24 protein-coding genes are annotated in these 19,370 nt (G+C 63.0%); 10 read left to right on the top strand and 14 right to left on the bottom strand.

Annotated elements, in window-relative coordinates:
* Nucleotides 1-5: 5 nt before the first annotated feature.
* From AC07Y0_RS10855 to AC07Y0_RS10825, 7 genes are all read right to left on the bottom strand, one after another.
* Nucleotides 6-833 (bottom strand): DODA-type extradiol aromatic ring-opening family dioxygenase, encoded by an 828-nt coding sequence (locus AC07Y0_RS10855; protein ID WP_498677099.1) that lies wholly within the window; start codon nucleotides 831-833, stop codon nucleotides 6-8.
* Nucleotides 834-985: 152 nt separating this feature from the next.
* Complete coding sequence (locus AC07Y0_RS10850; RefSeq protein ID WP_498677098.1) at nucleotides 986-1,375, bottom strand: VOC family protein; 390 nt, start codon at nucleotides 1,373-1,375, stop codon at nucleotides 986-988.
* A gap of 40 nt (nucleotides 1,376-1,415) precedes the next feature.
* A complete protein-coding gene (gene argC / locus AC07Y0_RS10845) occupies nucleotides 1,416-2,348 on the bottom strand; it encodes an N-acetyl-gamma-glutamyl-phosphate reductase (RefSeq protein ID WP_498677096.1) in 933 nt (310 codons plus the stop codon).
* 68 nt (nucleotides 2,349-2,416) lie between these two features.
* Complete coding sequence (speB, locus tag AC07Y0_RS10840) at nucleotides 2,417-3,370, bottom strand: agmatinase (protein ID WP_498677094.1); 954 nt, start codon at nucleotides 3,368-3,370, stop codon at nucleotides 2,417-2,419.
* A 152-nt stretch (nucleotides 3,371-3,522) separates the two neighbouring features.
* Nucleotides 3,523-3,993, bottom strand: coding sequence for a 30S ribosomal protein S9 (gene rpsI / locus AC07Y0_RS10835; RefSeq protein WP_028736007.1), 471 nt, complete (start codon nucleotides 3,991-3,993; stop codon nucleotides 3,523-3,525).
* A gap of 2 nt (nucleotides 3,994-3,995) precedes the next feature.
* A complete protein-coding gene (rplM, locus tag AC07Y0_RS10830; RefSeq protein WP_115670779.1) occupies nucleotides 3,996-4,460 on the bottom strand; it encodes a 50S ribosomal protein L13 in 465 nt (154 codons plus the stop codon).
* Between the two features lie 291 nt (nucleotides 4,461-4,751).
* Nucleotides 4,752-5,177 (bottom strand): PaaI family thioesterase, encoded by a 426-nt coding sequence (locus tag AC07Y0_RS10825; protein WP_498677088.1) that lies wholly within the window; start codon nucleotides 5,175-5,177, stop codon nucleotides 4,752-4,754.
* A 90-nt stretch (nucleotides 5,178-5,267) separates the two neighbouring features.
* Here AC07Y0_RS10825 and AC07Y0_RS10820 point away from each other — a divergent pair, with 90 nt between their 5' ends.
* From AC07Y0_RS10820 to AC07Y0_RS10810, 3 genes are all read left to right on the top strand, one after another.
* Nucleotides 5,268-6,098, top strand: coding sequence for an enoyl-CoA hydratase (locus AC07Y0_RS10820; RefSeq protein WP_498677086.1), 831 nt, complete (start codon nucleotides 5,268-5,270; stop codon nucleotides 6,096-6,098).
* A 177-nt stretch (nucleotides 6,099-6,275) separates the two neighbouring features.
* Nucleotides 6,276-6,707, top strand: coding sequence for a VOC family protein (locus AC07Y0_RS10815; RefSeq protein ID WP_498677083.1), 432 nt, complete (start codon nucleotides 6,276-6,278; stop codon nucleotides 6,705-6,707).
* Between the two features lie 138 nt (nucleotides 6,708-6,845).
* Nucleotides 6,846-7,328, top strand: coding sequence for a CoA-binding protein (locus AC07Y0_RS10810; protein WP_498677081.1), 483 nt, complete (start codon nucleotides 6,846-6,848; stop codon nucleotides 7,326-7,328).
* Nucleotides 7,329-7,364: 36 nt separating this feature from the next.
* Here AC07Y0_RS10810 and AC07Y0_RS10805 read toward each other — a convergent pair whose 3' ends face one another.
* Nucleotides 7,365-7,697, bottom strand: coding sequence for a hypothetical protein (locus AC07Y0_RS10805; protein WP_498677080.1), 333 nt, complete (start codon nucleotides 7,695-7,697; stop codon nucleotides 7,365-7,367).
* Between the two features lie 129 nt (nucleotides 7,698-7,826).
* Nucleotides 7,827-8,171 carry a hypothetical protein gene (locus tag AC07Y0_RS10800; protein WP_498677076.1) on the bottom strand — a complete coding sequence of 115 codons (345 nt, stop codon included), beginning with the start codon at nucleotides 8,169-8,171 and terminating at the stop codon, nucleotides 7,827-7,829.
* Nucleotides 8,172-8,308: 137 nt separating this feature from the next.
* Here AC07Y0_RS10800 and AC07Y0_RS10795 point away from each other — a divergent pair, with 137 nt between their 5' ends.
* Entirely contained in the window at nucleotides 8,309-8,737 is a 429-nt protein-coding gene (locus AC07Y0_RS10795) for a CoA-binding protein (RefSeq protein WP_498680213.1), read from the top strand.
* 18 nt (nucleotides 8,738-8,755) lie between these two features.
* On the opposite strand, the gene AC07Y0_RS10790 is transcribed toward AC07Y0_RS10795, so the two are convergent.
* Nucleotides 8,756-9,184 carry a DUF6455 family protein gene (locus AC07Y0_RS10790; protein ID WP_498677075.1) on the bottom strand — a complete coding sequence of 143 codons (429 nt, stop codon included), beginning with the start codon at nucleotides 9,182-9,184 and terminating at the stop codon, nucleotides 8,756-8,758.
* 169 nt (nucleotides 9,185-9,353) lie between these two features.
* Here AC07Y0_RS10790 and AC07Y0_RS10785 point away from each other — a divergent pair, with 169 nt between their 5' ends.
* A complete protein-coding gene (locus AC07Y0_RS10785) occupies nucleotides 9,354-10,637 on the top strand; it encodes an O-acetylhomoserine aminocarboxypropyltransferase (protein ID WP_498677073.1) in 1,284 nt (427 codons plus the stop codon).
* Nucleotides 10,638-10,692: 55 nt separating this feature from the next.
* Nucleotides 10,693-11,037 carry a cupin domain-containing protein gene (locus tag AC07Y0_RS10780; protein ID WP_498677070.1) on the top strand — a complete coding sequence of 115 codons (345 nt, stop codon included), beginning with the start codon at nucleotides 10,693-10,695 and terminating at the stop codon, nucleotides 11,035-11,037.
* Nucleotides 11,038-11,109: 72 nt separating this feature from the next.
* Here AC07Y0_RS10780 and AC07Y0_RS10775 read toward each other — a convergent pair whose 3' ends face one another.
* On the bottom strand, nucleotides 11,110-11,769 hold the full coding sequence (locus tag AC07Y0_RS10775) for a glutathione S-transferase family protein (RefSeq protein WP_498677068.1): 660 nt from the start codon (nucleotides 11,767-11,769) through the stop codon (nucleotides 11,110-11,112).
* Nucleotides 11,770-11,877: 108 nt separating this feature from the next.
* Between AC07Y0_RS10775 and AC07Y0_RS10770 the strand changes: the two genes are divergently transcribed.
* A complete protein-coding gene (locus AC07Y0_RS10770; protein WP_498677065.1) occupies nucleotides 11,878-12,852 on the top strand; it encodes a helix-turn-helix transcriptional regulator in 975 nt (324 codons plus the stop codon).
* Between the two features lie 5 nt (nucleotides 12,853-12,857).
* On the opposite strand, the gene AC07Y0_RS10765 is transcribed toward AC07Y0_RS10770, so the two are convergent.
* The gene (locus tag AC07Y0_RS10765) at nucleotides 12,858-13,175 is read right to left on the bottom strand and encodes an ArsR/SmtB family transcription factor (RefSeq protein WP_498677063.1); all 318 of its coding nucleotides are present in this window, start codon (nucleotides 13,173-13,175) and stop codon (nucleotides 12,858-12,860) included.
* A gap of 100 nt (nucleotides 13,176-13,275) precedes the next feature.
* On the opposite strand from AC07Y0_RS10765, the gene AC07Y0_RS10760 reads away from it, so the two are divergent.
* Nucleotides 13,276-14,034 (top strand): SDR family NAD(P)-dependent oxidoreductase, encoded by a 759-nt coding sequence (locus AC07Y0_RS10760; RefSeq protein WP_498677060.1) that lies wholly within the window; start codon nucleotides 13,276-13,278, stop codon nucleotides 14,032-14,034.
* Nucleotides 14,035-14,089: 55 nt separating this feature from the next.
* Here AC07Y0_RS10760 and AC07Y0_RS10755 read toward each other — a convergent pair whose 3' ends face one another.
* On the bottom strand, nucleotides 14,090-15,334 hold the full coding sequence (locus AC07Y0_RS10755) for a cytochrome P450 (protein WP_498677058.1): 1,245 nt from the start codon (nucleotides 15,332-15,334) through the stop codon (nucleotides 14,090-14,092).
* Between the two features lie 41 nt (nucleotides 15,335-15,375).
* Nucleotides 15,376-16,638: a GGDEF domain-containing protein gene (locus AC07Y0_RS10750; protein WP_498677056.1), complete on the bottom strand. Its 1,263-nt coding sequence runs from the start codon at nucleotides 16,636-16,638 to the stop codon at nucleotides 15,376-15,378.
* Nucleotides 16,639-16,983: 345 nt separating this feature from the next.
* Between AC07Y0_RS10750 and clpP the strand changes: the two genes are divergently transcribed.
* Complete coding sequence (gene clpP, locus AC07Y0_RS10745; protein ID WP_498677054.1) at nucleotides 16,984-17,616, top strand: ATP-dependent Clp endopeptidase proteolytic subunit ClpP; 633 nt, start codon at nucleotides 16,984-16,986, stop codon at nucleotides 17,614-17,616.
* Between the two features lie 296 nt (nucleotides 17,617-17,912).
* Nucleotides 17,913-19,190 carry an ATP-dependent Clp protease ATP-binding subunit ClpX gene (clpX, locus tag AC07Y0_RS10740; protein WP_028735990.1) on the top strand — a complete coding sequence of 426 codons (1,278 nt, stop codon included), beginning with the start codon at nucleotides 17,913-17,915 and terminating at the stop codon, nucleotides 19,188-19,190.
* The last annotated feature ends 180 nt before the right edge of the window (nucleotides 19,191-19,370 follow it).

The raw sequence follows: 19,370 nt of genomic DNA, 5'->3' as shown, positions 1-19,370 counted from the left end.
CTGCCTCAGCCGAAGCGGTAGCCCGAATAGGGCTTGCCGCGGAATTCGCCGCGGAACACATGCCGGCCGGCATCCGCCCCCGCCGCCCCGATCGCGACGAAGAGCGGAACAAGGTGATCGTGGTCGGGCACATGGCAGGTGAGCGCGTCCGGGTTTCGGTCCCAGGTCGCGAGCCGCGCGGCGCGTTCACCCGGATCGGCCATCTCGACCGTCTCGGACAGCCAGTCGTCGAAGCGGACCGCCTGCTGCCTGTGCTCAGGCGTATCGCGGAAGAACATCCGCATATTGTGGTAGCTCATGCCGGAGGCGAGGATCAGGACGCCTTCGTCGCGCAGCGGCTCCAGCGCCTTGCCGATCGCCACATGGCTCTCGACGTCGAGCGAGTTTTTCAGCGAAATCATCACCACCGGCACGTCCGCATCGGGATAGGCGACCATCAGCGGCACGAAGACACCGTGGTCGAAGCCGCGGGTCGCATCCTCTGCGGTCGGAATGCCGGCCTTCTCCAGAAGCGCCTTCGCCCGCCGCGCCACCTCGGGGGAACCGGGGGCCGGGTAACTCAGGCGATAGGTTTCCCCCGGAAATCCGGAGTAGTCGTAGAGCATTCCGGGCCGGGCCGCCGTGGAGACGGTCGGAACTGGCTCCCTCTCCCAGTGGCCGGAGGCCACGAGAATGGCCTTCGGGCGGCGACCGATCTCGGCATCGAGCCCCTTCAGGAAGGTATCGAGGTCACCCCAAGGCTTTTTGCCGTCGGGACCAGCCGGAAAATCCATGAACGGCCAGGGACCACCGCCATGGGGGATGAAATAGACCGGAAAACGTTCGCTGCTCATGTCGCGCCTCATTCGTTGCTGGATGACATATAGCGAGCGGCAGGAGGCGTGACGATGCGTCGTTCCGGCGACGAATTGTTCGACGTTTTCGAACGCCAATTCGTCGTGCCGGCACGTGTTGTGAACAATGCTAAGGTAATCGCTCGGACCGGTTAGGCCGGCTTGTGGCAGACCGCCTCGATGTTATGGCCGTCCGGATCGAGCACGAAGGCTGCGTAATAGTCCGGATGGTAGTGCGGCCGCAGTCCGGGTCCGCCATTGTCCCGTGCCCCGGCCGCCATGGCTGCCGCATAGAAGGCATCGACGGCCGCACGGTCCGGCGCGGTGAAGGCGATGTGGATTTGCCCCGTGCTGCGCCCGCCGGTGCCGATCCAGAAGCTCGGCTTGCCGGCGGAACCGTAGCCGGCGCCCTCGTAGGTGCCGCCGGTTTCCGCCGCCGTCACCGCCATGATGCAGGAGGCGCCGATCGACGGCATCACGGCATCGTAGAAGGTCTTTGACTTCGGATAGTCCGAAACGGAGAGTCCGACATGATCGAGCATCGTAGACTCCTTTTCGTCGTTGCGATGCCCTCCGCCGTGATCAGGCCGAGAGCATCAGGTCCATGTTCTGCACGGCAGCTCCCGAAGCGCCCTTGCCGAGATTGTCGAGCAGGGCGACGAGGTTGACATGCGCACCGCCCGGGGTGCCGAAAACGAAGAGCTTCATCGTATCCTGACTGACCAGCTCCTCGGCGTCGACGCGGGCAAGTGCCGCACTCTCCTCGAGCGAAACGACGCTGACGATGTTCTGGCCGGTATAGTGGGCGACGAGGGCGGCGTGAATTGTCCCGATTGTCGTTCCTTCCTTCAGGCCGTCGAGGAAGAGTGGCACCTGGACGATCATGCCCTGGGCGAAGCGGCCCACGGACGGCGAGAAGAGCGGCGCGCGGTCGAGAAGACCGTGAACCTTCATCTCCGGTACGTGCTTGTGCTTCAGCGTCAGCCCGTAGAGGAAATTGTTGGCGGTGATCGCGTCGGGACGCCTCTGGTCTTCCATCTGCGCGATCATCTGCTTGCCGCCGCCGGTATAACCGGACACGGCATTCACCGTCACCGGATAGCCGTCCGGCAGAATGCCGGCAGCCCTCAGTGGACGGATGAGGCCGATCGCGCCGGTCGGATAGCAGCCGGGATTGGAGACATAGCGGGCGGACCGGATCTTCTCCTTCTGCGCCCTGTCCATCTCGGCAAAGCCGTAGGCCCAGTCCGGATGGACCCGGAAGGCGGTCGAGGCGTCGAGCAGCCGCACGTTGTTGTTCGCTGCCGTCATTTCGTAGGCCTGCTTCGAGGCGTCGTCCGGCAGGCAAAGGATCGCGATGTCGGCGCTGTTCAGCAAGTCCTCGCGCATCTTCTCATTGCGCCGCTCCGATTCCGGGATCGACAGCAGCTCGATGTCGCGACGGGCGGCCAAGCGCGTGCGGATCTGCAGACCCGTGGTGCCGTGTTCGCCGTCGATGAAGATCTTCGCTGCCATTTTTCCTGTCCTGTCAGTGCTTTGGATGAGAGTTCGGACTCTGTTTCTGAGTGTGTTGAATCAATGTGTCAGGCGCGTGTCGCAAGCTTTTCCGCGCGCAGACCGAGCATATACATCGCAACCGTCGCGCCAGCAATTGCGGTGATGTCGGCATGGTCGTAAGCCGGCGCCACCTCGACGATGTCCGAGCCGCGGATGTCGAGGGCGCCGAGCTTGCGCAGTACCGAGAGCATCTTCGCCGACGACGGCCCGCCCGCGACCGGCGTGCCCGTTCCGGGCGCATAGGCAGGGTCGAGGCAATCGATGTCGAAGGTAACATAGCAGGAGCGATCTCCGACATGGGCGAGGATCGTGTCCGCGATCACCTGCGCGCCCGTGTCCTCCACTTCCCAGCCGTGGATGATCCGGATGCCGAAATCCTCCGGCGCATGCGTGCGGATGCCGACCTGGATCGAATGGACCGGATCGATGACGCCCTCGCGCACCGCCCGGCAGACGAAGGAGCCGTGGTCGATCCGCTTTCCGTCGTCGTCCCACGTGTCCTGGTGGGCGTCGAAATGGACGAGCGCCAGCGGCCCATGCTTGGCGGCGTGCGCCTTCAGGAGCGGCCAGGTGACAAAATGATCGCCGCCGAGCCCGAGCAGATAGGCGCCCGAGGCGATGATCTTCGCGGCTTCTTTCTCGATCAGGGCAGGGGTCTTCTGGTGATTGCCGTAGTCGAGCAGCACGTCGCCGTAGTCGATGACCGCCATCCGCTCGAACAGGTCGCGCGCGAAGGGGTACTGCGGATCGTTGTCGAAAATCGCCGACGCCCGGCGGATCGCCTGCGGCCCGAAGCGTGCGCCGGGGCGGTTGGAGACGGCGGCATCGAAGGGAATGCCGAGCACGACCGCGTCGACGTCTTTCAACGTCTTGGAATACTTCCTCCGCATGAAGGAGAGGGCGCCGGCATAGGTCGGGTCGGTGGCCGCGCCGCGAATGGTTCTGGCGGTGAAGGCGTTGTCGATGGATTTGCTGACCATGGAATCTCTCGAAGGGGGCGTTGCCGTGTGCTGCAGATATTAGGGGCGGGAGGAGCGAACGCCAGAGCTTTCTTCCGGCGACCGCAGGCAGCACAAACGAAAAAGGCGGAGCCGAAGCCCCGCCTTTCCTGAAATCCGAAATCCGGAAGCGATTAACGCTTGGAGAACTGGAACGAACGACGGGCCTTGGCCTTGCCGTACTTCTTGCGTTCGACGACGCGGCTGTCGCGGGTCAGGAAGCCACCCTTCTTGAGCACGGCGCGCAGGCCCGGCTCGAAGTAGGTGAGGGCCTTGGAAAGACCGTGGCGCACGGCGCCGGCCTGGCCGGAAAGACCACCGCCGGCGACGGTTGCAACGATGTCGAACTGGCCGGTGCGCGCAGCGGCGACGATCGGCTGCTGCAGGATCATCTGCAGGACCGGGCGGGCGAAATAGGTCGTGTAGTCACGGCCGTTGATGATGATCTTGCCGGAGCCCGGCTTGACCCAGACGCGGGCAACGGCGTTCTTGCGCTTGCCGGTCGCGTAGGAGCGGCCTTGGGCGTCGACCTTGCGGACGTGAACCGGAGCAGAGGCTTCCGGAGCGGCCGTGCCGAGATCCTTCAGGGAAGAGAGGTCAGCCATTATCAGGCGCTCCTTACGTTCTTGCTGTTCAGCGAAGCCACGTCGATTGCGACCGGCTGCTGGGCTTCATGGGGATGGTTCGAACCGGCGTAGACGCGCAGGTTCTTCATCTGGCGACGGCCGAGCGGGCCACGCGGAATCATGCGCTCGACGGCCTTCTCGAGAACGCGCTCCGGGAAGCGGCCTTCGATGATCTGGCGCGCGGTGCGCTCCTTGATGCCGCCCGGATAACCGGTGTGCCAGTAGTACTTCTTGTCGGAGTACTTCTTGCCGGTCAGTGCGACCTTCTCGGCATTGATGACGATGACGTTGTCGCCGTCGTCAACGTGGGGGGTGTAGGTGGCCTTGTGCTTGCCACGCAGGCGCATGGCGATGAGGGAGGCGAGGCGACCAACAACGAGGCCTTCGGCGTCGATGATGATCCACTTCTTCTCCACCTCTGCAGGCTTCTGAACGAAGGTAGACATGAGTGATACTTTCCGTTTGGGACCCAGCTTGCCGAGGCGCGCCGGGCGTTTCTTGTTGCTTGATTTCGGGCGCCATAACGCACGAAACAGAAAGCGGTCCCGAAGGCCCGCAGACTGGGCGTTGTATAAGCCGGGGGCTTTTTGCGGTCAAGAGCGGCCGGCTTGGGTTCTGTTCTGAATAGTTGCATAAAAACAATGGCTTGGCTATGTGGTAATATTTTACCGCACAATTGCTATGCCTTTCATGGCGCCCTGCGACCTTGTTTTTTGCCAAACAGCGCGCCGTACCGCTCAGCGCGGCGGAATCGAATAGGTGGCGGTTGCCTGGGCGATCGGGCCGTCGCCTCCGTCCTGGAGCAGCAGCGCGTCGATCACGGCGAGCCGCTTGCCGAGTTTCAGTACCCGGCATTCGCAGAAGATGAGCTGCGGCTTGGGCAGGCGCAGGAAATTGATGTTGAGACTGGTGGTGACGGCCAGCGCCACCGGTCCGATATGGGCCAGCACCGCCGCATAGGCTGCGACATCGGCCAAAGCGAACATCGCCGGACCCGACACGGTGCCGCCGGGACGCAGATGCCGCTCTGACGGATCGAAGGTCATCGTGATGCTGCCAGGCGAGACCTTGGTCACATGAAAGACGCGTCCGTCGGTATGGATCTGCGGAAAGTCCGTCTCGAGAAAGGCATTGATCTCGTGGGCGCTCATGATCGGCTGCATGGGGCAAGTTCTCTATTCGAATGGGCTTTCAAAGGGTGAGCGTTTTATGGCAGGCTTTGGCCCAAGTGCAAACGCCAAGGGAGATCGGTGATGGCGGAGGTTGTGTCGTTCAAGAAGGATGGTGGCGACAGCGGGGTGGGGCCGGTGCTGTCGTCGCGCGACAAGGGCGTCCTGCGCCTCACGCTCAACAATCCGCCGGCCAATGCCCTATCCATCGCGCTGATGGAGGCGCTGCTGGCCGAGCTTGCCGCGGCGGGGGAGGATCCCGACGTGCGCGTCGTCGTGCTGTCGGCAGCCGGCAAGCTGTTTTCCGCCGGTCATGACCTGAAGGAAATGACCGCCCACCGGGCCGACCCGGATCGCGGCAGGGATTTTTTCGAGAAGACCATGCGCCTCTGCGCCGACCTGATGCTGGCGATCACCCATCTGCCGAAGCCGGTGATTGCCGAGGTCGATGGGCTTGCGACCGCGGCCGGTTGCCAGCTGGTCGCGTCCTGCGATCTGGCGATCTGCACGGACACCTCGGCCTTCTGCACGCCTGGCGTCAATATCGGTCTGTTCTGTTCGACCCCCATGGTCGCCGTCAGCCGCGCCGCGCACCGCAAGCAGGCCATGGAAATGCTGTTGACCGGCGAGACGATCGATGCGTCGACGGCCAAGGATTTCGGGCTCGTCAATCGCATCGTGCCTAAACAATATCTCTCCCAGGTCGTCGACAAATACGCGGCCGTCATCGCATCCAAATCGCCTTTGACCCTGAAGATCGGCAAGGAAGCCTTCTATCGGCAGATCGAAATGCCACTTGAGGAGGCCTACGACTACGCCGCCCGCGTCATGGTCGAGAACATGCTGGCCCGCGACGCGGCGGAGGGGATCGGCGCCTTCCTCGACAAACGTCACCCGACCTGGACGGGAGAATGAGCCCTGTTCCGCGCACGGGAGGCGAGGCCACTTCTCGCCTCGGGTCGTTAGTTACATATTAAAATGATTGTAGTTTTAGCTTTTACAACCATGAGCTTACCCTAATATTGACGTGAATGAAAAGTAAACATAAGAAGAACAAAACGGAATTTCGACTCAATATTCAGGAGTGGGACCATGTCGCTCGAACGGCGCATATCGATCGTTACCCTTGGCGTCGCCGACGTGGCCACCAGCACTGCCTTTTACGAACGGCTGGGCTGGAAGAAATCCTCGGCCTCACAGGAAAGCGTGACCTTCATCCAGATGAAGGGGACCGTTCTCGCGCTGTTCGGGCGTGGGGCCCTGGCCAAGGATGCCGAGGTCGCCGATACGGGCCCCGGTTTCTCCGGCGTGACGCTTGCCCACAACGTATCGAGCCCGACCGGCGTCGATGCGGTGATCAAGTTTGCCGTCTCGTGCGGCGCAACGCTCGTCAAGGCGCCGGAGAAGGTCTCGTGGGGCGGCTATTCCGGTTACTTCGCCGACCCCGACGGGCATTTGTGGGAAGTGGCCCACAATCCCTTCTTCCCCCTGGACGAGCAGGGGCATGTCGTGCTGCCCGAATAGGTTCCCTTCGGGCGCCATTGTGCAATCACTCGCATTTGTCCCATTCCGGGCATTAATGATTAAGGGGCTGCTCATATAGTTCGGATGGGAACGAAGGGCGGGGTTCGCCGCACGCGGCTTGGCCGCAAGGAGGACGCCATGAAGCACGACACCTATTCCGATGCCTATCTTGCCGGCATACTGGGATCGGCGAGCACAATCGCGATTGTCGGGGCTTCTCTGAAGGACAACCGGCCGAGCCACTGGGTGACCGGTTTCCTGCTCGGCAAGGGCTATCATGTCTATCCGGTCAACCCGGCGCATGCCGGCGAAAAGATCCTCGGCCAGACGATCTATGCCAGGCTCGACGACATTCCGGAACCGATCGATCTCGTCGACGTGTTCCGCCGCTCCGAACATTTTTCCGAGGTGGTGGACGAGGTGCTGCACCTGCCGCATCTGCCCATGGCGATCTGGGGCCAGCTCGGCGTGCGTGACGATGCCGCGGCCGCCCGAGCCGAGGCTGCCGGCATCAAGGTCGTGATGGACCGCGCGCTGGTGACCGAATACCCGCTTGTCTACGAACTGAGCCATTCAAGCGCCCACCCACCGTTGCCGGGCAGGGGGCGCAACGCCGCTTGAGGTGTCTTTGTTCGCGAACGGCGGGTTCACCTGTCCTCAGAAGCGAATCCAGGGGCGGCGTGGACGGGCGAAGCTATCCTCGGGAAGTGGTTCGCAGGCCAGTACCGGGCAACGCGCGTCGTCCTTGGTGGGGATGTAGGCTCGGGCCGCATATTCGTGCGCGTCGCATTGGCGGTTGTCGCGCACATAGCGATCATAAAGAATTAGTCCCCGAACCCTTTTGGAGGGGAAGCGGAAGATCACGGCACGCTGGCTAAGGACGGCCTGGCGCGCGGCGGTACAGGTCATCGACTGCGCGTTGTAGCGCGAGATCGCCAATGCCGGCGACGCCGCCAGCAGCGCCGCCAGAACGCAGATCATTTTCTTCATGTCTCGTGTCCTTCGAATGCGGCGCGGGATTCGCAGGCCCGAACGACTGTCGTCCCCATCGCCCGCAAGTCAATGGAAAATGCGTCTCGCATTGTTCGACATCCTTGCGCGGGCCGTGGCCGTCGAGCCTCAGGGACGCGTCGGGTCATTGGGGCTCCGCTGCGGCTCTTCGCCGCCATGGCGCCGGTCGTCGGGCTTGCATTTCAATACTGGACAATAGGACCGGTTGGCGCTGGGCACGCCGACCCGCTCGGTAATTTCGCCAGGCCGACAGAAGCGACGGCTCGAGACGTAGTTGTCGTAGAGCATGCGCCCGCCCTTGGGGGCCGGATAAGTCAGCACGACAACGCCGTGCTGGCGCACCGTCGCCTGTACCTGGTCGCAGGACATGCGCGTGGACGTGTATTTCGGCAAGGCTTGGACCGATGTCGCAATGAACAGCATCGGCAGAACGGCAAGCAAGGTCTTCTTCATGGCATTTCTCCTCGGAAGAGATTGTAGTCCTCTATGCGCGTCTGCTTGTTGTCGGGCGGCCTCGTCCCGCATAAGCAAGGCAGACCATCATACGCTCCTGAAGCAAAGACTGAAATACGGGAGGTCCGCCCATGAAGATCGATCACGACCACTACGAAGCCGCCTATCTCTCCGGCATTCTCCGCGACACGAAGACCATCGCCCTGGTCGGCGCATCGCCCAATCCGGCGCGCCCGAGCTATGGCGTCATGCGGTTCCTGCTGTCCAAGGGTTACCGCGTCATTCCGGTCAATCCCGGCCAGGCGGGCAAGGAAATCCTCGGCCAGGCCACCTATGCGACACTGGCCGACATCCCGGTGCCGATCGACATGGTCGACGTCTTCCGCGCCTCGGAATACCTTCACGAAGTCGTCGGCGATGCGATCGCCCTTGATCCGCGCCCGAAGGTCATCTGGTCGCAGCTCTCCGTTCGCGACGACCTTGCCGCGCGCGAAGCCGAGGCCGCCGGGATCAAGGTCGTCATGGACCGCTGCCCGGCGATCGAAATGCCGCGCCTCGGACTCTAGGCCGGCACGTCCGATTTCTCAGCCGAGAAGAAATTCCGGATTGGCGCGCAACGCATTGAGATCGCTTGCATTGCCGCAATAATGGGCGAAGTTCTCGCTCGCCGTGTGCGCGCCCAGATCCTTGCGGCACTCGCCCTTGGAGGCGCAGTGCGCGCAGGTGATCTGCATGTCTCGGAACTGATTGCGCAGCCGCAACTCGACCTCCACCGGATCGATGTTGAGCGCCCGCATCATCTCGATCATCTCGTCGGCCGCATGCGGGCCGGCCTTGGCAAGCTCGATCAGCTGATCGGGCGAAATGCCGCAGTCATGTGCGATATTGTTGATGGTGAACTGGTCCAGTGACGCGATCATGTCGGCCTCGGCACTGCTTTCCCATCCCTTGGCGAACCAGTCCACCAGGCGCGAAAGGACGGTGCGGCTCGGATCGTTGACGACGGTATTCATGGACAACCTCCAAATGATGTTCGCAGCATGCTGCCGCGACCCGACGCCTGCATTGATTTCGATCAAAGTAAGCACCCCGGAACCGGTCTCCGATTGGTGAAAAAACCGGGCTGACATCACGGCTCGAGCCGCTATGATCGCCGCGACAGAATTCTAGTGGAGGCAAGAAATGTCCAAGAACAATCCGGGTTTTGCGACCCTCTCGGTGCATGCTGGCGCCCAGCCGGATCCCGCGACGGGCGCGCGCATCACGCCGATCTACCAGACGACGGCCTACGTCTTCAACGACGCCGACCACGCCGCAGCGCTGTTCGGGCTGAAGCAGTTCGGCAATATCTACACGCGCATCATGAACCCGACGCAGGCGGTGCTGGAAGAGCGTGTCGCAGCCCTCGAAGGTGGCACGGCAGCACTTGCCGTCGCCTCGGGCCACGCCGCCCAGATGCTGGTCTTCCACACCCTGATGCAGCCGGGCGACAACTTCGTTGCAGCAAAGAAGCTCTATGGCGGCTCGATCAACCAGTTCGGCCACGCCTTCAAGAATTTCGGCTGGCAGGTGCGCTGGGCCGACCCGGCCGATCCGGACAGCTTCGCCGCGCAGATCGACGACCGGACGCGCGCCATCTTCATCGAGAGCCTTGCCAACCCGGGCGGCACCTTCGTCGACATCGCGGCCATTTCCGAAGTGGCCAAGCAGCACGGGCTGCCGCTGATCGTCGACAACACCATGGCGAGCCCCTACCTGCTGCGCCCGCTGGAGCATGGCGCCGACATCGTCGTGCATTCCGCCACGAAATTCCTCGGCGGCCACGGCAATTCCATGGGCGGCATCATCGTCGACGGCGGAACCTTCGACTGGTCGGCCTCCGGCAAGTTTCCGATGCTGTCCGAGCCCCGGCCGGAATATTCGGGCGTCGTGCTGCACCAGACCTTCGGCAATTTCGCCTTCGCCATCGCCTGCCGCGTGCTGGGCTTGCGCGACCTCGGCCCGGCGATCGCGCCGATGAATGCCTTCCTCCTGCTCACCGGCATCGAGACCCTGCCGCTCAGGATGCAGCGCCATTGCGACAACGCGTTGAAGGTCGCCACCTGGCTGAAGCAACATCCGAAGGTCGCCTGGGTGAACTATGCCGGTCTCGACAGCGATCCGAACCACGCGCTGCAGAAGCGCTATTCGCCGAAGGGCGCGGGCGCCGTCTTCACCTTCGGCGTCAAGGGCGGTTATGCCGCCGGCAAGGCGCTGGTCGAAGGACTGCAACTGTTCTCGCACCTCGCCAATATCGGCGACACCCGCTCGCTGGTCATCCATCCGGCCTCCACCACCCATGCCCAGTTGACCGAAGCCCAGCAGATCGCTGCCGGCGCCGGTCCGGACGTGGTCCGGCTGTCGATCGGCATCGAGGATGCCGAAGACATTATCGGCGATCTCGAGCAGTCGCTCGCCAAGGTCTGATCCGTCAACCGAACGAGCGCCGCAGCCCGCGTGGCCGCGGCGCCGAGGAGCGAGCATGTCGCATTTCCTGAATTTCGATCCTTCGACGGTCGAGCCGGAGGAGGGCGCGCCCGCCGCCGACCGGCTGATTGACGGCAATCCGCGCTTCACCACATGGAACCTCGAAGAAGCCCCGGGCGGCGTATATGCCGGGATCTGGCAATCGACCCCGGGCAAATGGCGGATCTCCTACGAGGAGTGGGAATATTTCCACGTGCTCGAAGGCCATTCCGTGGTCACGGAGGACGGCGGAAAGCCCGTTCATCTGAAGTCTGGCGACCGGATGATCCTCAGGCCCGGCTTCAACGGCACCTGGGAAGTCGTTGAAACGACTCGCAAGGACTACGTCATCCGCATCTAGCCGACAGCACAGAGCGCGCACCGGGACCGATGCGCGCCGTGATTCTGGATGGGAATTCTGACGACAACCGCGTCAGGCGGCGGTGCCGGCCACTGCATCCACCTCGGCCTGGTGCCGGGCTGCAAGGGCAGCGTCTTCCTCTGCCACCTTGCGATAGGATTCAAGCGCCGTCACGCGCGCGATGTAGTCGCGGAATACCGGGCGATCCGGAACAAGCCCGAACATCGTCGTCCAGTGCAGCGCCGTGCCCCACAGCAGATCGGCGGCGCTCATCCTCTCGCCGAGCAAATAGGGACCGGGCTTCAGCGCGTCCTCGATCGCCGCCAGCATGTCGTCATAGCTGCTGTACGGCGTGTCGTTCGGGCTGGCCGGTTGGCGCTTCAGGTAGCGGTCGATCATCGCCGGTTCGAAGCAGCTGCCGTAGAAGACCAGCCAGCGCAGATAGGCGCCGCGATCCGGGTCGTCGAGCGCCGGCGCAAGACCGGCCTCGGCAAAGAGGTCGGCGAGATAGAGATAGATCGCCGCCTGCTCGGTGACGAAGGCTTCGCCGTGGTGGATCGCCGGCACCTTGCCGAGCGGATTGATGGCGAGATAGGCGGGCTTGCGCTGCTCGCCGGCCTTCATGTTGAGCACATGCAGCTGATAGGGCGCCTTCAGCTGCTCGAGCAGAAAGCGCGCGCCTGTCGCGCGGGTCTGGGGCGAGTAGTAGAGGGTGATGGGTTCCTGGGTCATCGGTCGTCTCCTTCGGTTGGGTGGAATGGATGGACGAAGGATGGCACCCCATACCTGTCAGCTTTTGTCAGGTTGGTTTAGGATAATATCCGAAAGGGAGATTTCCTGATGCGGGCGAGCCGGCTGATCAACATCCTGACCACCCTGCAGGCCAGAGGCCTGGTGACCGCCGAGACCCTGGCGGAGGAGAACGAGGTCTCGGTCCGAACCATCTATCGCGACATAGACGCGCTCTCGCTCGCCGGAATTCCGGTCTACAGCGAACGCGGGTCGGATGGCGGCTACCGCTTGCTCGACGGCTACCGTGTGCGATTGAACGGCCTGTCGCAGGCGGAAGCGGAAGCCATGTTCCTGTCGGGCCTGCCGGGCGCGGCCGCCGATCTCGGCCTCGGTTCGCTGATGGCCGGCGCCCAGAAGAAGCTGACCGCGGCGCTGCCGGAGGAGTTGCGCCAGAGTGCGGCCAAGATGCAGGCAAAATTCCATCTCGATGCGCCGACCTGGTTCGGCGAGAACGAGCAACCGCTCCACCTCCAGGCGATCGCCGATGCGGTGTGGAATTCCAAACGCATCCGCATGCGCTACCGGGCCTGGAAGTCGGAGAAGAACCGTGAGGCCGAGCCTCTCGGCGTCGTGCTGAAGGGCGGCGCCTGGTACATGGCGGCAAAGGTCGAGGAAAACGTCCGCACCTACCGCATCGCCCGCATACTTGATCTCGTGGTCACCGAAGATCGCTTCGAGCGGCCGGGCGATTTCGATCTTGCCGGCTACTGGACGGAGAACACCCTGAGGCTGGAGAGGGAACTGCATCCGAACACGGCAACCTTGCGCGTCTCGAGATGGGGCCTCAGGCTTCTGGAGCACATCTCTCCCTCCTATGTCCGTGCGCGCATGGAGACAGAGAAAGACGAGCGGGACGAAGACCGGTGGATCGTCACGCTGCCCTGCGGCCAGGCGCAGCACGCCATCTCGGAATTCCTGCGGCTCGGCGCCGAGGCCGAGGTGCTGGCGCCGGACACGCTGCGCGAGGCGATGCGGGACACGCTCGAAAGACTGTCTGGCTTCTACGGCCGCAGCGCCTCCTGACCCGCTCAGGGCAACGGGCAAAGCGACATGATCTTGTCGAGGAGACCGGGAAAACGGGCCTCCAGATCGTCCGTGCGCACCGTGTTGATGTTCTCCACGCCCTGCTTGTGGGTGCGGATGAGACCGGACTCCCGCAAGATCCGCAGGTGATTGGAGAGCGTCGAGCGCGGCATGTCGTTGCAGGGCGCGACCGAACCGCAGTTTTGTCCATCCTGGGCGTGCATGAGCTTGCGCATGATCCCCATGCGGGCGGGATCCCCGAGGGCGGCGAGAACGGCGGTGAGCGACATGTCCTCACGGCTGGGATGAAAAAACTGGGCCATGCACAGCCTCTATCATTTCCGTTGACAGGCTTCAATATTTCAATAAAACCGAAATACCGAATAACGGTATTAGTGAAACAAAGAAGCTCAGGAGACGCAAATGGACATGCATTTCGACGGCAAGGTTGTGGTTGTCACCGGCGGTTCGACCGGCATCGGCTATTCCGCGGCAAGGCTCTTCCTCGAAGCGGGCGCGGCGACGGTCTATGTGACGGGGCGCAACGGAGCCAAATTGAGTCAGGCCGTTTCGGCGCTGGGAGACAAGGCGGTTCCGGTCGTCGCCGATTCGGCGAAGATCGCGGACCTGGAACATCTGCGGGCACGTATCGAAGCAGACGGACGCAAGATCGACGTCCTGTTCGCCAATGCCGGCATCGCCGAGAACAACGACATCGGCGCGACCGATGAAGGGCTCTTCGACCGCATCTTCGACGTCAACGTGAAGGGTGTGTTCTACACCGTGCAGGCGCTTCTGCCGGTCATCCGCGACGGAGGCAATATCGTGCTCACGGGTTCCATCGTCGGCAACAAGGGCATGGAGAGGCTGAGCGCCTACAACGCCTCCAAGGCCGCGGTCCGATCGTTCGCCCGCAGCTTCGCCAATGACCTGAAGGGCAGAGGCATCCGCGTGAACACGCTGAGCCCGGGCGTCACCCGCACGCCGATCATGGAGAACGGCCTGAATATGGACGAGGAACAGATCGCCGGTTTCGAGGCCTACCTGAAATCGGCCTCTCCGATCGGCCGCATGGCCCATCCCGACGAGATCGCCGAAGCGGCCCTTTTCCTGTCGTCGCCGAAGGCAAGCTACATCAACGGTGTCGAACTGTCCGTCGACGGCGGTCTCGCCCAGATCTGACGTGATCGGACAGATGGGGCTCGCTGGGCGGCCTTCGCGAGGCCAAGCCCGGCGGCTACCATTCGAGGTCGAGCCGCTCCAGCCCGTGGAAGTGATAGACGTCCTTCACCTTTGGTTGGGCGGTGAGCTTTACACCCGGCAGGCGCCTGAACAGTAGCGGCAGGACGATGTTGAGCTCGAGCCTCGCCAGCGGCGCGCCAATGCAGAAATGGATGCCGGCGCCGAAGGAGAGGTTGGGCGCCTCGTTGCGCGCCGGCTTGAAGGTCAGCGGATCGGCGAACTTCAGCGGGTCGAGATTGGCGGCGGCAAGGATCAGGCTGACCTTGTCGCCGCGCTTGAACGTGACGCCGTCGATCTCGGCCGGCTCCAGGCAATAGCGCTGGAATATATGCACCGGCGCGCAGATCCGTAGCGTCTCCTCGACGGTCCGTTCCGTCGTCGCCTCGTCACGAAACATCTCCGCGGTCGACAATCCGCTTTCGAGGATGATGCGCACCGAATTTCCAATCTGGTGCACGGTCGCCTCGTGGCCGGCATTGAGCAGCACGATCGTCGTCGAGATCAACTCGTCCTCGGTGAGGAACTGGCCCTTGTGCTCGGTGTGGATCATGTGGGTCAGCAGGTCGTCGCGCGGATTGGCGCGACGCTCGGCGATCATGCCGCGCACATAGTCGGCGAATTCCCTGGCGGAGCGGTCGGCGGCCTCCTCGTCGGCGCGATTGCGCTTGAACATGTACATGCCGACATAGTCGTGGCTCCATTTGAGCAGCTGTGGTCCCATCTCCTCCGGGATGCCGATCATGCGGGCGATCATCGTCACCGGAATGACGTCGGCGAAGGAGGAGAGCAGTTCGGTCCTGCCGTCTTTTTCGAACGCGTCGATCAGCCCGTTGGCCAGCGTCTCGATCTCGGGCTTCATCTTCTCCACATGGCGCGAGACGAAGGCCCGGTTGACGAGCGTGCGAAGCCGCGTGTGTTCCGGCGGTTCGAGTTCCAGCAGCGAATGCGCCTCGGCCGCATCGAAGTGCCGCGTATGCGGGCACGGTTCCGGCATGCCCAGTTCTTCCCGCGTGGCGATGTGCAGGATCTGCCGGCCGAAGCGGCGGTCGCGCAGGAGGCCGTTGACGTGGTCATAGCCGGTGAAGAACCACTGCTTCTGCTCCTCCCAGTAGAAGGTCGGGCAGGAAGCATGCAGTGCGGCGTAGACGCGGTTCGGGTCGCTGTAGAAGGCCGGGTTACGGCCGTCGAGGCTGACACGGCGCGCGGTCTTGTCGATGGTGAGGAAGGGGAGATGGGTCATGGGGGTGATCTACAGAATTTGCGCGGGGGGCGAAAGGCCGATTACGGCTTGGACAGACCGGTTTGCGGCGATGCCTTGGCGACCAGGCGCCTGAGGGCGGCGACCTGGCGGTCGGCCTGCGCGTCCAGGCCTTCGGGGCCCTCCGCCGGAACGGTGAGCACCCGGTCGCCGCGCAGCACCGTGGTGCGGTTGCGCCCGCGTGCCTTGGCCTTGTAGAGCGCCCTGTCGGCATTGCTCATCAACTGGTCGAGATCGACCTTTGCGGCCGGCGCCGTGGCGATGCCGATGCTGACGGTCGCCGAAATCGGCCCCTTTTCGGTCTCGATCCGCGCGGCCGAGAATGCCTGGCGGATGGCCTCGGTGACGAGTGCCGCTTCGCGCACGTCCCCGACCGCGATGCCGGCCATGAATTCCTCTCCGCCGGTGCGCCCGAAGATGCCGGCGGCGGGGATCAGGGTCTGGCAAACGCCGGCGAAGGCGATGAGCACGGCGTCGCCGGCCTGGTGGCCGTAGGTATCGTTGATCCGCTTGAAATGATCGAGGTCGAAGAGGGCAAGCGCGAGCAGGCGGCCGGAAGCGGTCTTGGACACGGCAAGGCCGGCGAAGTCCTCGACCAGGCCGCGACGATTGAGCGCGCCGGTGAGCGGATCGGTGCGGATCAGGTGCTGCAGGCGTTGTTCTGACCGATCCATGACGATCCTGGCGCCGATCATGATGACGGCGATGAAACCGAAGACGCTGGCCAAGGTGGAGATGACCGAGAAGGGCGCCTCCTGAAGGCTCCGGGGCATCGTGACCAGGCTGATCGCCGCGACCGCCAGGCAGATCATGGCCTGGCAGGCCCAGATCCCCGCCAGCAGACGGCGCAGGCGTTGCCCGGCGATATCGTGCCGGACGGCGACAGTGGCCAGCATGAGGAAGCCACAGGCGGCAGAAAGGTTGTAGAGCACGATCCGGTAGGCGATCTGCTCCCGGATCGGCTCAAGCAGCATTCCGGTGATCCAGATCAGCACCGGGATGACCGCCCACCCGGCCAAAGGGCGCTTCGCAAGGGCAAGCATTCCGGCGATCCAGAACGGGAAGCTCGAGAGTGCAACCGCGTTGGCGAAGGGGATCGACAGCCAGTCCGGGATCGCACCCCGCGCCGCGATGAGCGCGACGCCCAGCCCGTGGCCGGCAAAGCCGAGGGACCAGAAGCCGTAATGCCTCTGGGAGCGGTCGTGCAGCCATATGGCGGCGAGCAGCACGGCCAGGGTCGAAGCTTCCATCGCCCACAGGAATAGCGCGGTCTTGATATCGAGCACGGGATCGGCCTTGCGTGCGGTCGGGAGGATTGGAGCAAGATGGGGCAGAGTGTTTAACGAGTCCTTACGCAAAGCCCGCGTACCGCAGGCTCGCACAAGCTTGGCGGTATTTATTAGCATTTGATTTACCAACGGCCGCGCAATAGCTGTGGCTGCTGGGCGCGACGGCATAGGCGAGGGCGGGGCAAGGGTTTATGCGTCTTGCTCCACGCCCGAGGTATTAAGGATAACCGAGCCGCGAGTCTTGAAGTCGAGGGTGCGGACACTCTATGTAGGGATTGACAGGTTTTATTTGATTCCCGCCGCGCATCGAGTGTTTGGGGATGAGGCTGATAAAGGACGGACATGAGAAATCCAGTTGATACCGCCATGGCCCTGGTGCCGATGGTTGTGGAGCAGACGAACCGCGGCGAGCGCTCCTATGACATCTTTTCCCGCCTCCTGAAGGAGCGCATCATTTTCCTCACCGGTCCGGTCGAAGACACGATGGCGTCGCTGGTCTGCGCGCAGCTGCTGTTCCTCGAAGCCGAGAACCCGAAGAAGGAAATCGCGCTCTACATCAATTCCCCCGGTGGCGTCGTCACCGCCGGCATGGCGATCTACGACACCATGCAGTTCATCCGCCCGGCCGTCTCGACGCTCTGCGTCGGCCAGGCCGCCTCGATGGGTTCGCTGCTTTTGGCCGCCGGCGAGAAGGGCATGCGCTTTGCCACCCCGAACGCCCGCATCATGGTTCACCAGCCGTCGGGCGGGTTCCAGGGCCAGGCCTCGGACATCGAACGTCATGCCCGCGACATCATCAAGATGAAGCGTCGCCTGAACGAAATCTACGTGAAGCATACGGGCCGCAGCCTCGAAGAGGTTGAACAGACGCTCGATCGTGACCATTTCATGGAAGCGGGCGAGGCCAAGGACTGGGGCCTGATCGACAAGATCCTGACGTCGCGTCAGGAGAACGAGGGCGTTCCTGCGGCATGAGTGCAGCCCAGGCCGGAGGCGGTTCGGTTTCCATGAACCGCTTGTGATCGGCTTTAGGGGTGTAAACGGTCGAGGAAAGCGCTATTAGTACCTATTAAGGCTATGTTGTGGTTTTGTGACGTAGCCTTGCGATTTGAAGGGGTTCTCGTTGCCGCCGATCCTGAAACTGGATTGAATGGATCGGTAAGTACCTCCAAGTCGGATAAGGTTTCGGCCGTCAGGTGACAGCCGGAACCGGCGGTGTGAGTGACCGCCCTCCGCAGGTCGGGGGAGCGGCGTGCTGGAAGGATAAAGACATGAGCAAGGTCAGCGGAAGCAACGGCGGTGACTCCAAGAATACCCTCTATTGTTCCTTCTGCGGCAAGAGCCAGCACGAGGTCCGCAAGCTGATTGCCGGACCGACGGTGTTCATCTGCGATGAATGCGTCGAATTGTGCATGGACATCATCCGCGAAGAGAACAAGTCGTCGATGGTCAAGTCCCGCGACGGCGTTCCCACGCCGCAGGACATCATCAAGATCCTCGACGAATATGTGATCGGCCAGAGACAGGCCAAGAAGATCCTCTCGGTCGCGGTGCACAACCATTACAAGCGCCTGTCGCACGCCTCCAAGGGCGGTGACGTGGAGCTGGCCAAGTCGAACATCATGCTCGTCGGCCCGACCGGCTGCGGCAAGACCTATCTTGCCCAGACGCTGGCCCGCATCATCGACGTGCCCTTCACCATGGCCGATGCGACGACGCTGACCGAAGCCGGTTACGTCGGTGAAGACGTCGAAAACATCATCCTGAAGCTGCTGCAGTCGGCGGACTACAATGTCGAGCGCGCCCAGCGCGGCATCGTCTACATCGATGAAGTCGACAAGATTTCGCGCAAGTCCGACAACCCCTCGATCACCCGCGACGTTTCGGGCGAGGGCGTTCAGCAGGCGCTTCTGAAGATCATGGAAGGCACGGTCGCCTCCGTTCCGCCGCAGGGTGGCCGCAAGCATCCGCAGCAGGAGTTCCTGCAGGTCGATACGACGAACATCCTGTTCATCTGCGGCGGCGCCTTTGCCGGCCTCGACAAGATCATCTCGGCCCGTGGGGAGAAGACCTCCATCGGCTTCGGTGCGACGGTTCGGGCGGAAGATGATCGCCGCGTCGGCGAAGTGTTGCGCGAACTGGAGCCGGAAGATCTGGTGAAGTTTGGCCTCATCCCGGAGTTCATCGGTCGTCTGCCGGTCCTGGCGACGCTCGAGGACCTCGACGAGGATGCGCTGATCCAGATCCTGTCGGAGCCGAAGAACGCCCTGGTCAAGCAGTACCAGCGCCTGTTCGAGATGGAAGACATCGAACTGACCTTCCACGAGGACGCGCTGCGCGAGATCGCCCGCAAGGCGATCACCCGCAAGACCGGTGCCCGCGGCCTGCGCTCGATCATGGAAAAGATCCTTCTCGACACCATGTTCGAACTGCCGGAACTGGAAGGCGTTCGTGAAGTGGTCATCTCCGAGGACGTCGTGCGCGAATCCTCCCGTCCGCTCTACATCTATTCGGACCGACAGGAAGAGAAAGCCAACGCTTCCGCCTGATGCGAGCCTCGATTTCCCGAGACGAAAACCCGCCCCACCGGCGGGTTTTTTTCGTTTATGCCGACTTTCGGCGATAAACGAGCAAGAAGTCGGCGAATTTGGCGATCCGTGGTTTTCCGAAGCCGTGGGTTGGGCTACAAAGGTGAAGTGCTTCGGCGCGACCGATCGGGTCGCCGGCCG

The sequence above is a fragment of the Allorhizobium sp. GW101-3B10 genome, assembly GCF_059424725.1.
Note: the sequence above shows the minus strand (reverse complement) of the source record. Positions and strands in the feature narration are given on the sequence as shown.

Excerpts from the sequence above, each read along its gene's own strand:
- AC07Y0_RS10855 (WP_498677099.1), bottom strand. The coding sequence starts at position 833 with ATGAGCAGCGAACGTTTTCCGGTCTATTTCATCCCCCATGGCGGTGGT.
- AC07Y0_RS10850 (WP_498677098.1), bottom strand. The coding sequence starts at position 1,375 with ATGCTCGATCATGTCGGACTCTCCGTTTCGGACTATCCGAAGTCAAAG.
- argC (WP_498677096.1), bottom strand. The coding sequence starts at position 2,348 with ATGGCAGCGAAGATCTTCATCGACGGCGAACACGGCACCACGGGTCTG.
- speB (WP_498677094.1), bottom strand. The coding sequence starts at position 3,370 with ATGGTCAGCAAATCCATCGACAACGCCTTCACCGCCAGAACCATTCGC.
- rpsI (WP_028736007.1), bottom strand. The coding sequence starts at position 3,993 with ATGGCTGACCTCTCTTCCCTGAAGGATCTCGGCACGGCCGCTCCGGAA.
- rplM (WP_115670779.1), bottom strand. The coding sequence starts at position 4,460 with ATGTCTACCTTCGTTCAGAAGCCTGCAGAGGTGGAGAAGAAGTGGATC.
- AC07Y0_RS10825 (WP_498677088.1), bottom strand. The coding sequence starts at position 5,177 with ATGCAGCCGATCATGAGCGCCCACGAGATCAATGCCTTTCTCGAGACG.
- AC07Y0_RS10820 (WP_498677086.1), top strand. The coding sequence starts at position 5,268 with ATGGCGGAGGTTGTGTCGTTCAAGAAGGATGGTGGCGACAGCGGGGTG.
- AC07Y0_RS10815 (WP_498677083.1), top strand. The coding sequence starts at position 6,276 with ATGTCGCTCGAACGGCGCATATCGATCGTTACCCTTGGCGTCGCCGAC.
- AC07Y0_RS10810 (WP_498677081.1), top strand. The coding sequence starts at position 6,846 with ATGAAGCACGACACCTATTCCGATGCCTATCTTGCCGGCATACTGGGA.
- AC07Y0_RS10805 (WP_498677080.1), bottom strand. The coding sequence starts at position 7,697 with ATGAAGAAAATGATCTGCGTTCTGGCGGCGCTGCTGGCGGCGTCGCCG.
- AC07Y0_RS10800 (WP_498677076.1), bottom strand. The coding sequence starts at position 8,171 with ATGAAGAAGACCTTGCTTGCCGTTCTGCCGATGCTGTTCATTGCGACA.
- AC07Y0_RS10790 (WP_498677075.1), bottom strand. The coding sequence starts at position 9,184 with ATGAATACCGTCGTCAACGATCCGAGCCGCACCGTCCTTTCGCGCCTG.
- AC07Y0_RS10785 (WP_498677073.1), top strand. The coding sequence starts at position 9,354 with ATGTCCAAGAACAATCCGGGTTTTGCGACCCTCTCGGTGCATGCTGGC.
- AC07Y0_RS10780 (WP_498677070.1), top strand. The coding sequence starts at position 10,693 with ATGTCGCATTTCCTGAATTTCGATCCTTCGACGGTCGAGCCGGAGGAG.
- AC07Y0_RS10775 (WP_498677068.1), bottom strand. The coding sequence starts at position 11,769 with ATGACCCAGGAACCCATCACCCTCTACTACTCGCCCCAGACCCGCGCG.
- AC07Y0_RS10770 (WP_498677065.1), top strand. The coding sequence starts at position 11,878 with ATGCGGGCGAGCCGGCTGATCAACATCCTGACCACCCTGCAGGCCAGA.
- AC07Y0_RS10765 (WP_498677063.1), bottom strand. The coding sequence starts at position 13,175 with ATGGCCCAGTTTTTTCATCCCAGCCGTGAGGACATGTCGCTCACCGCC.
- AC07Y0_RS10760 (WP_498677060.1), top strand. The coding sequence starts at position 13,276 with ATGGACATGCATTTCGACGGCAAGGTTGTGGTTGTCACCGGCGGTTCG.
- AC07Y0_RS10755 (WP_498677058.1), bottom strand. The coding sequence starts at position 15,334 with ATGACCCATCTCCCCTTCCTCACCATCGACAAGACCGCGCGCCGTGTC.
- clpP (WP_498677054.1), top strand. The coding sequence starts at position 16,984 with ATGAGAAATCCAGTTGATACCGCCATGGCCCTGGTGCCGATGGTTGTG.
- clpX (WP_028735990.1), top strand. The coding sequence starts at position 17,913 with ATGAGCAAGGTCAGCGGAAGCAACGGCGGTGACTCCAAGAATACCCTC.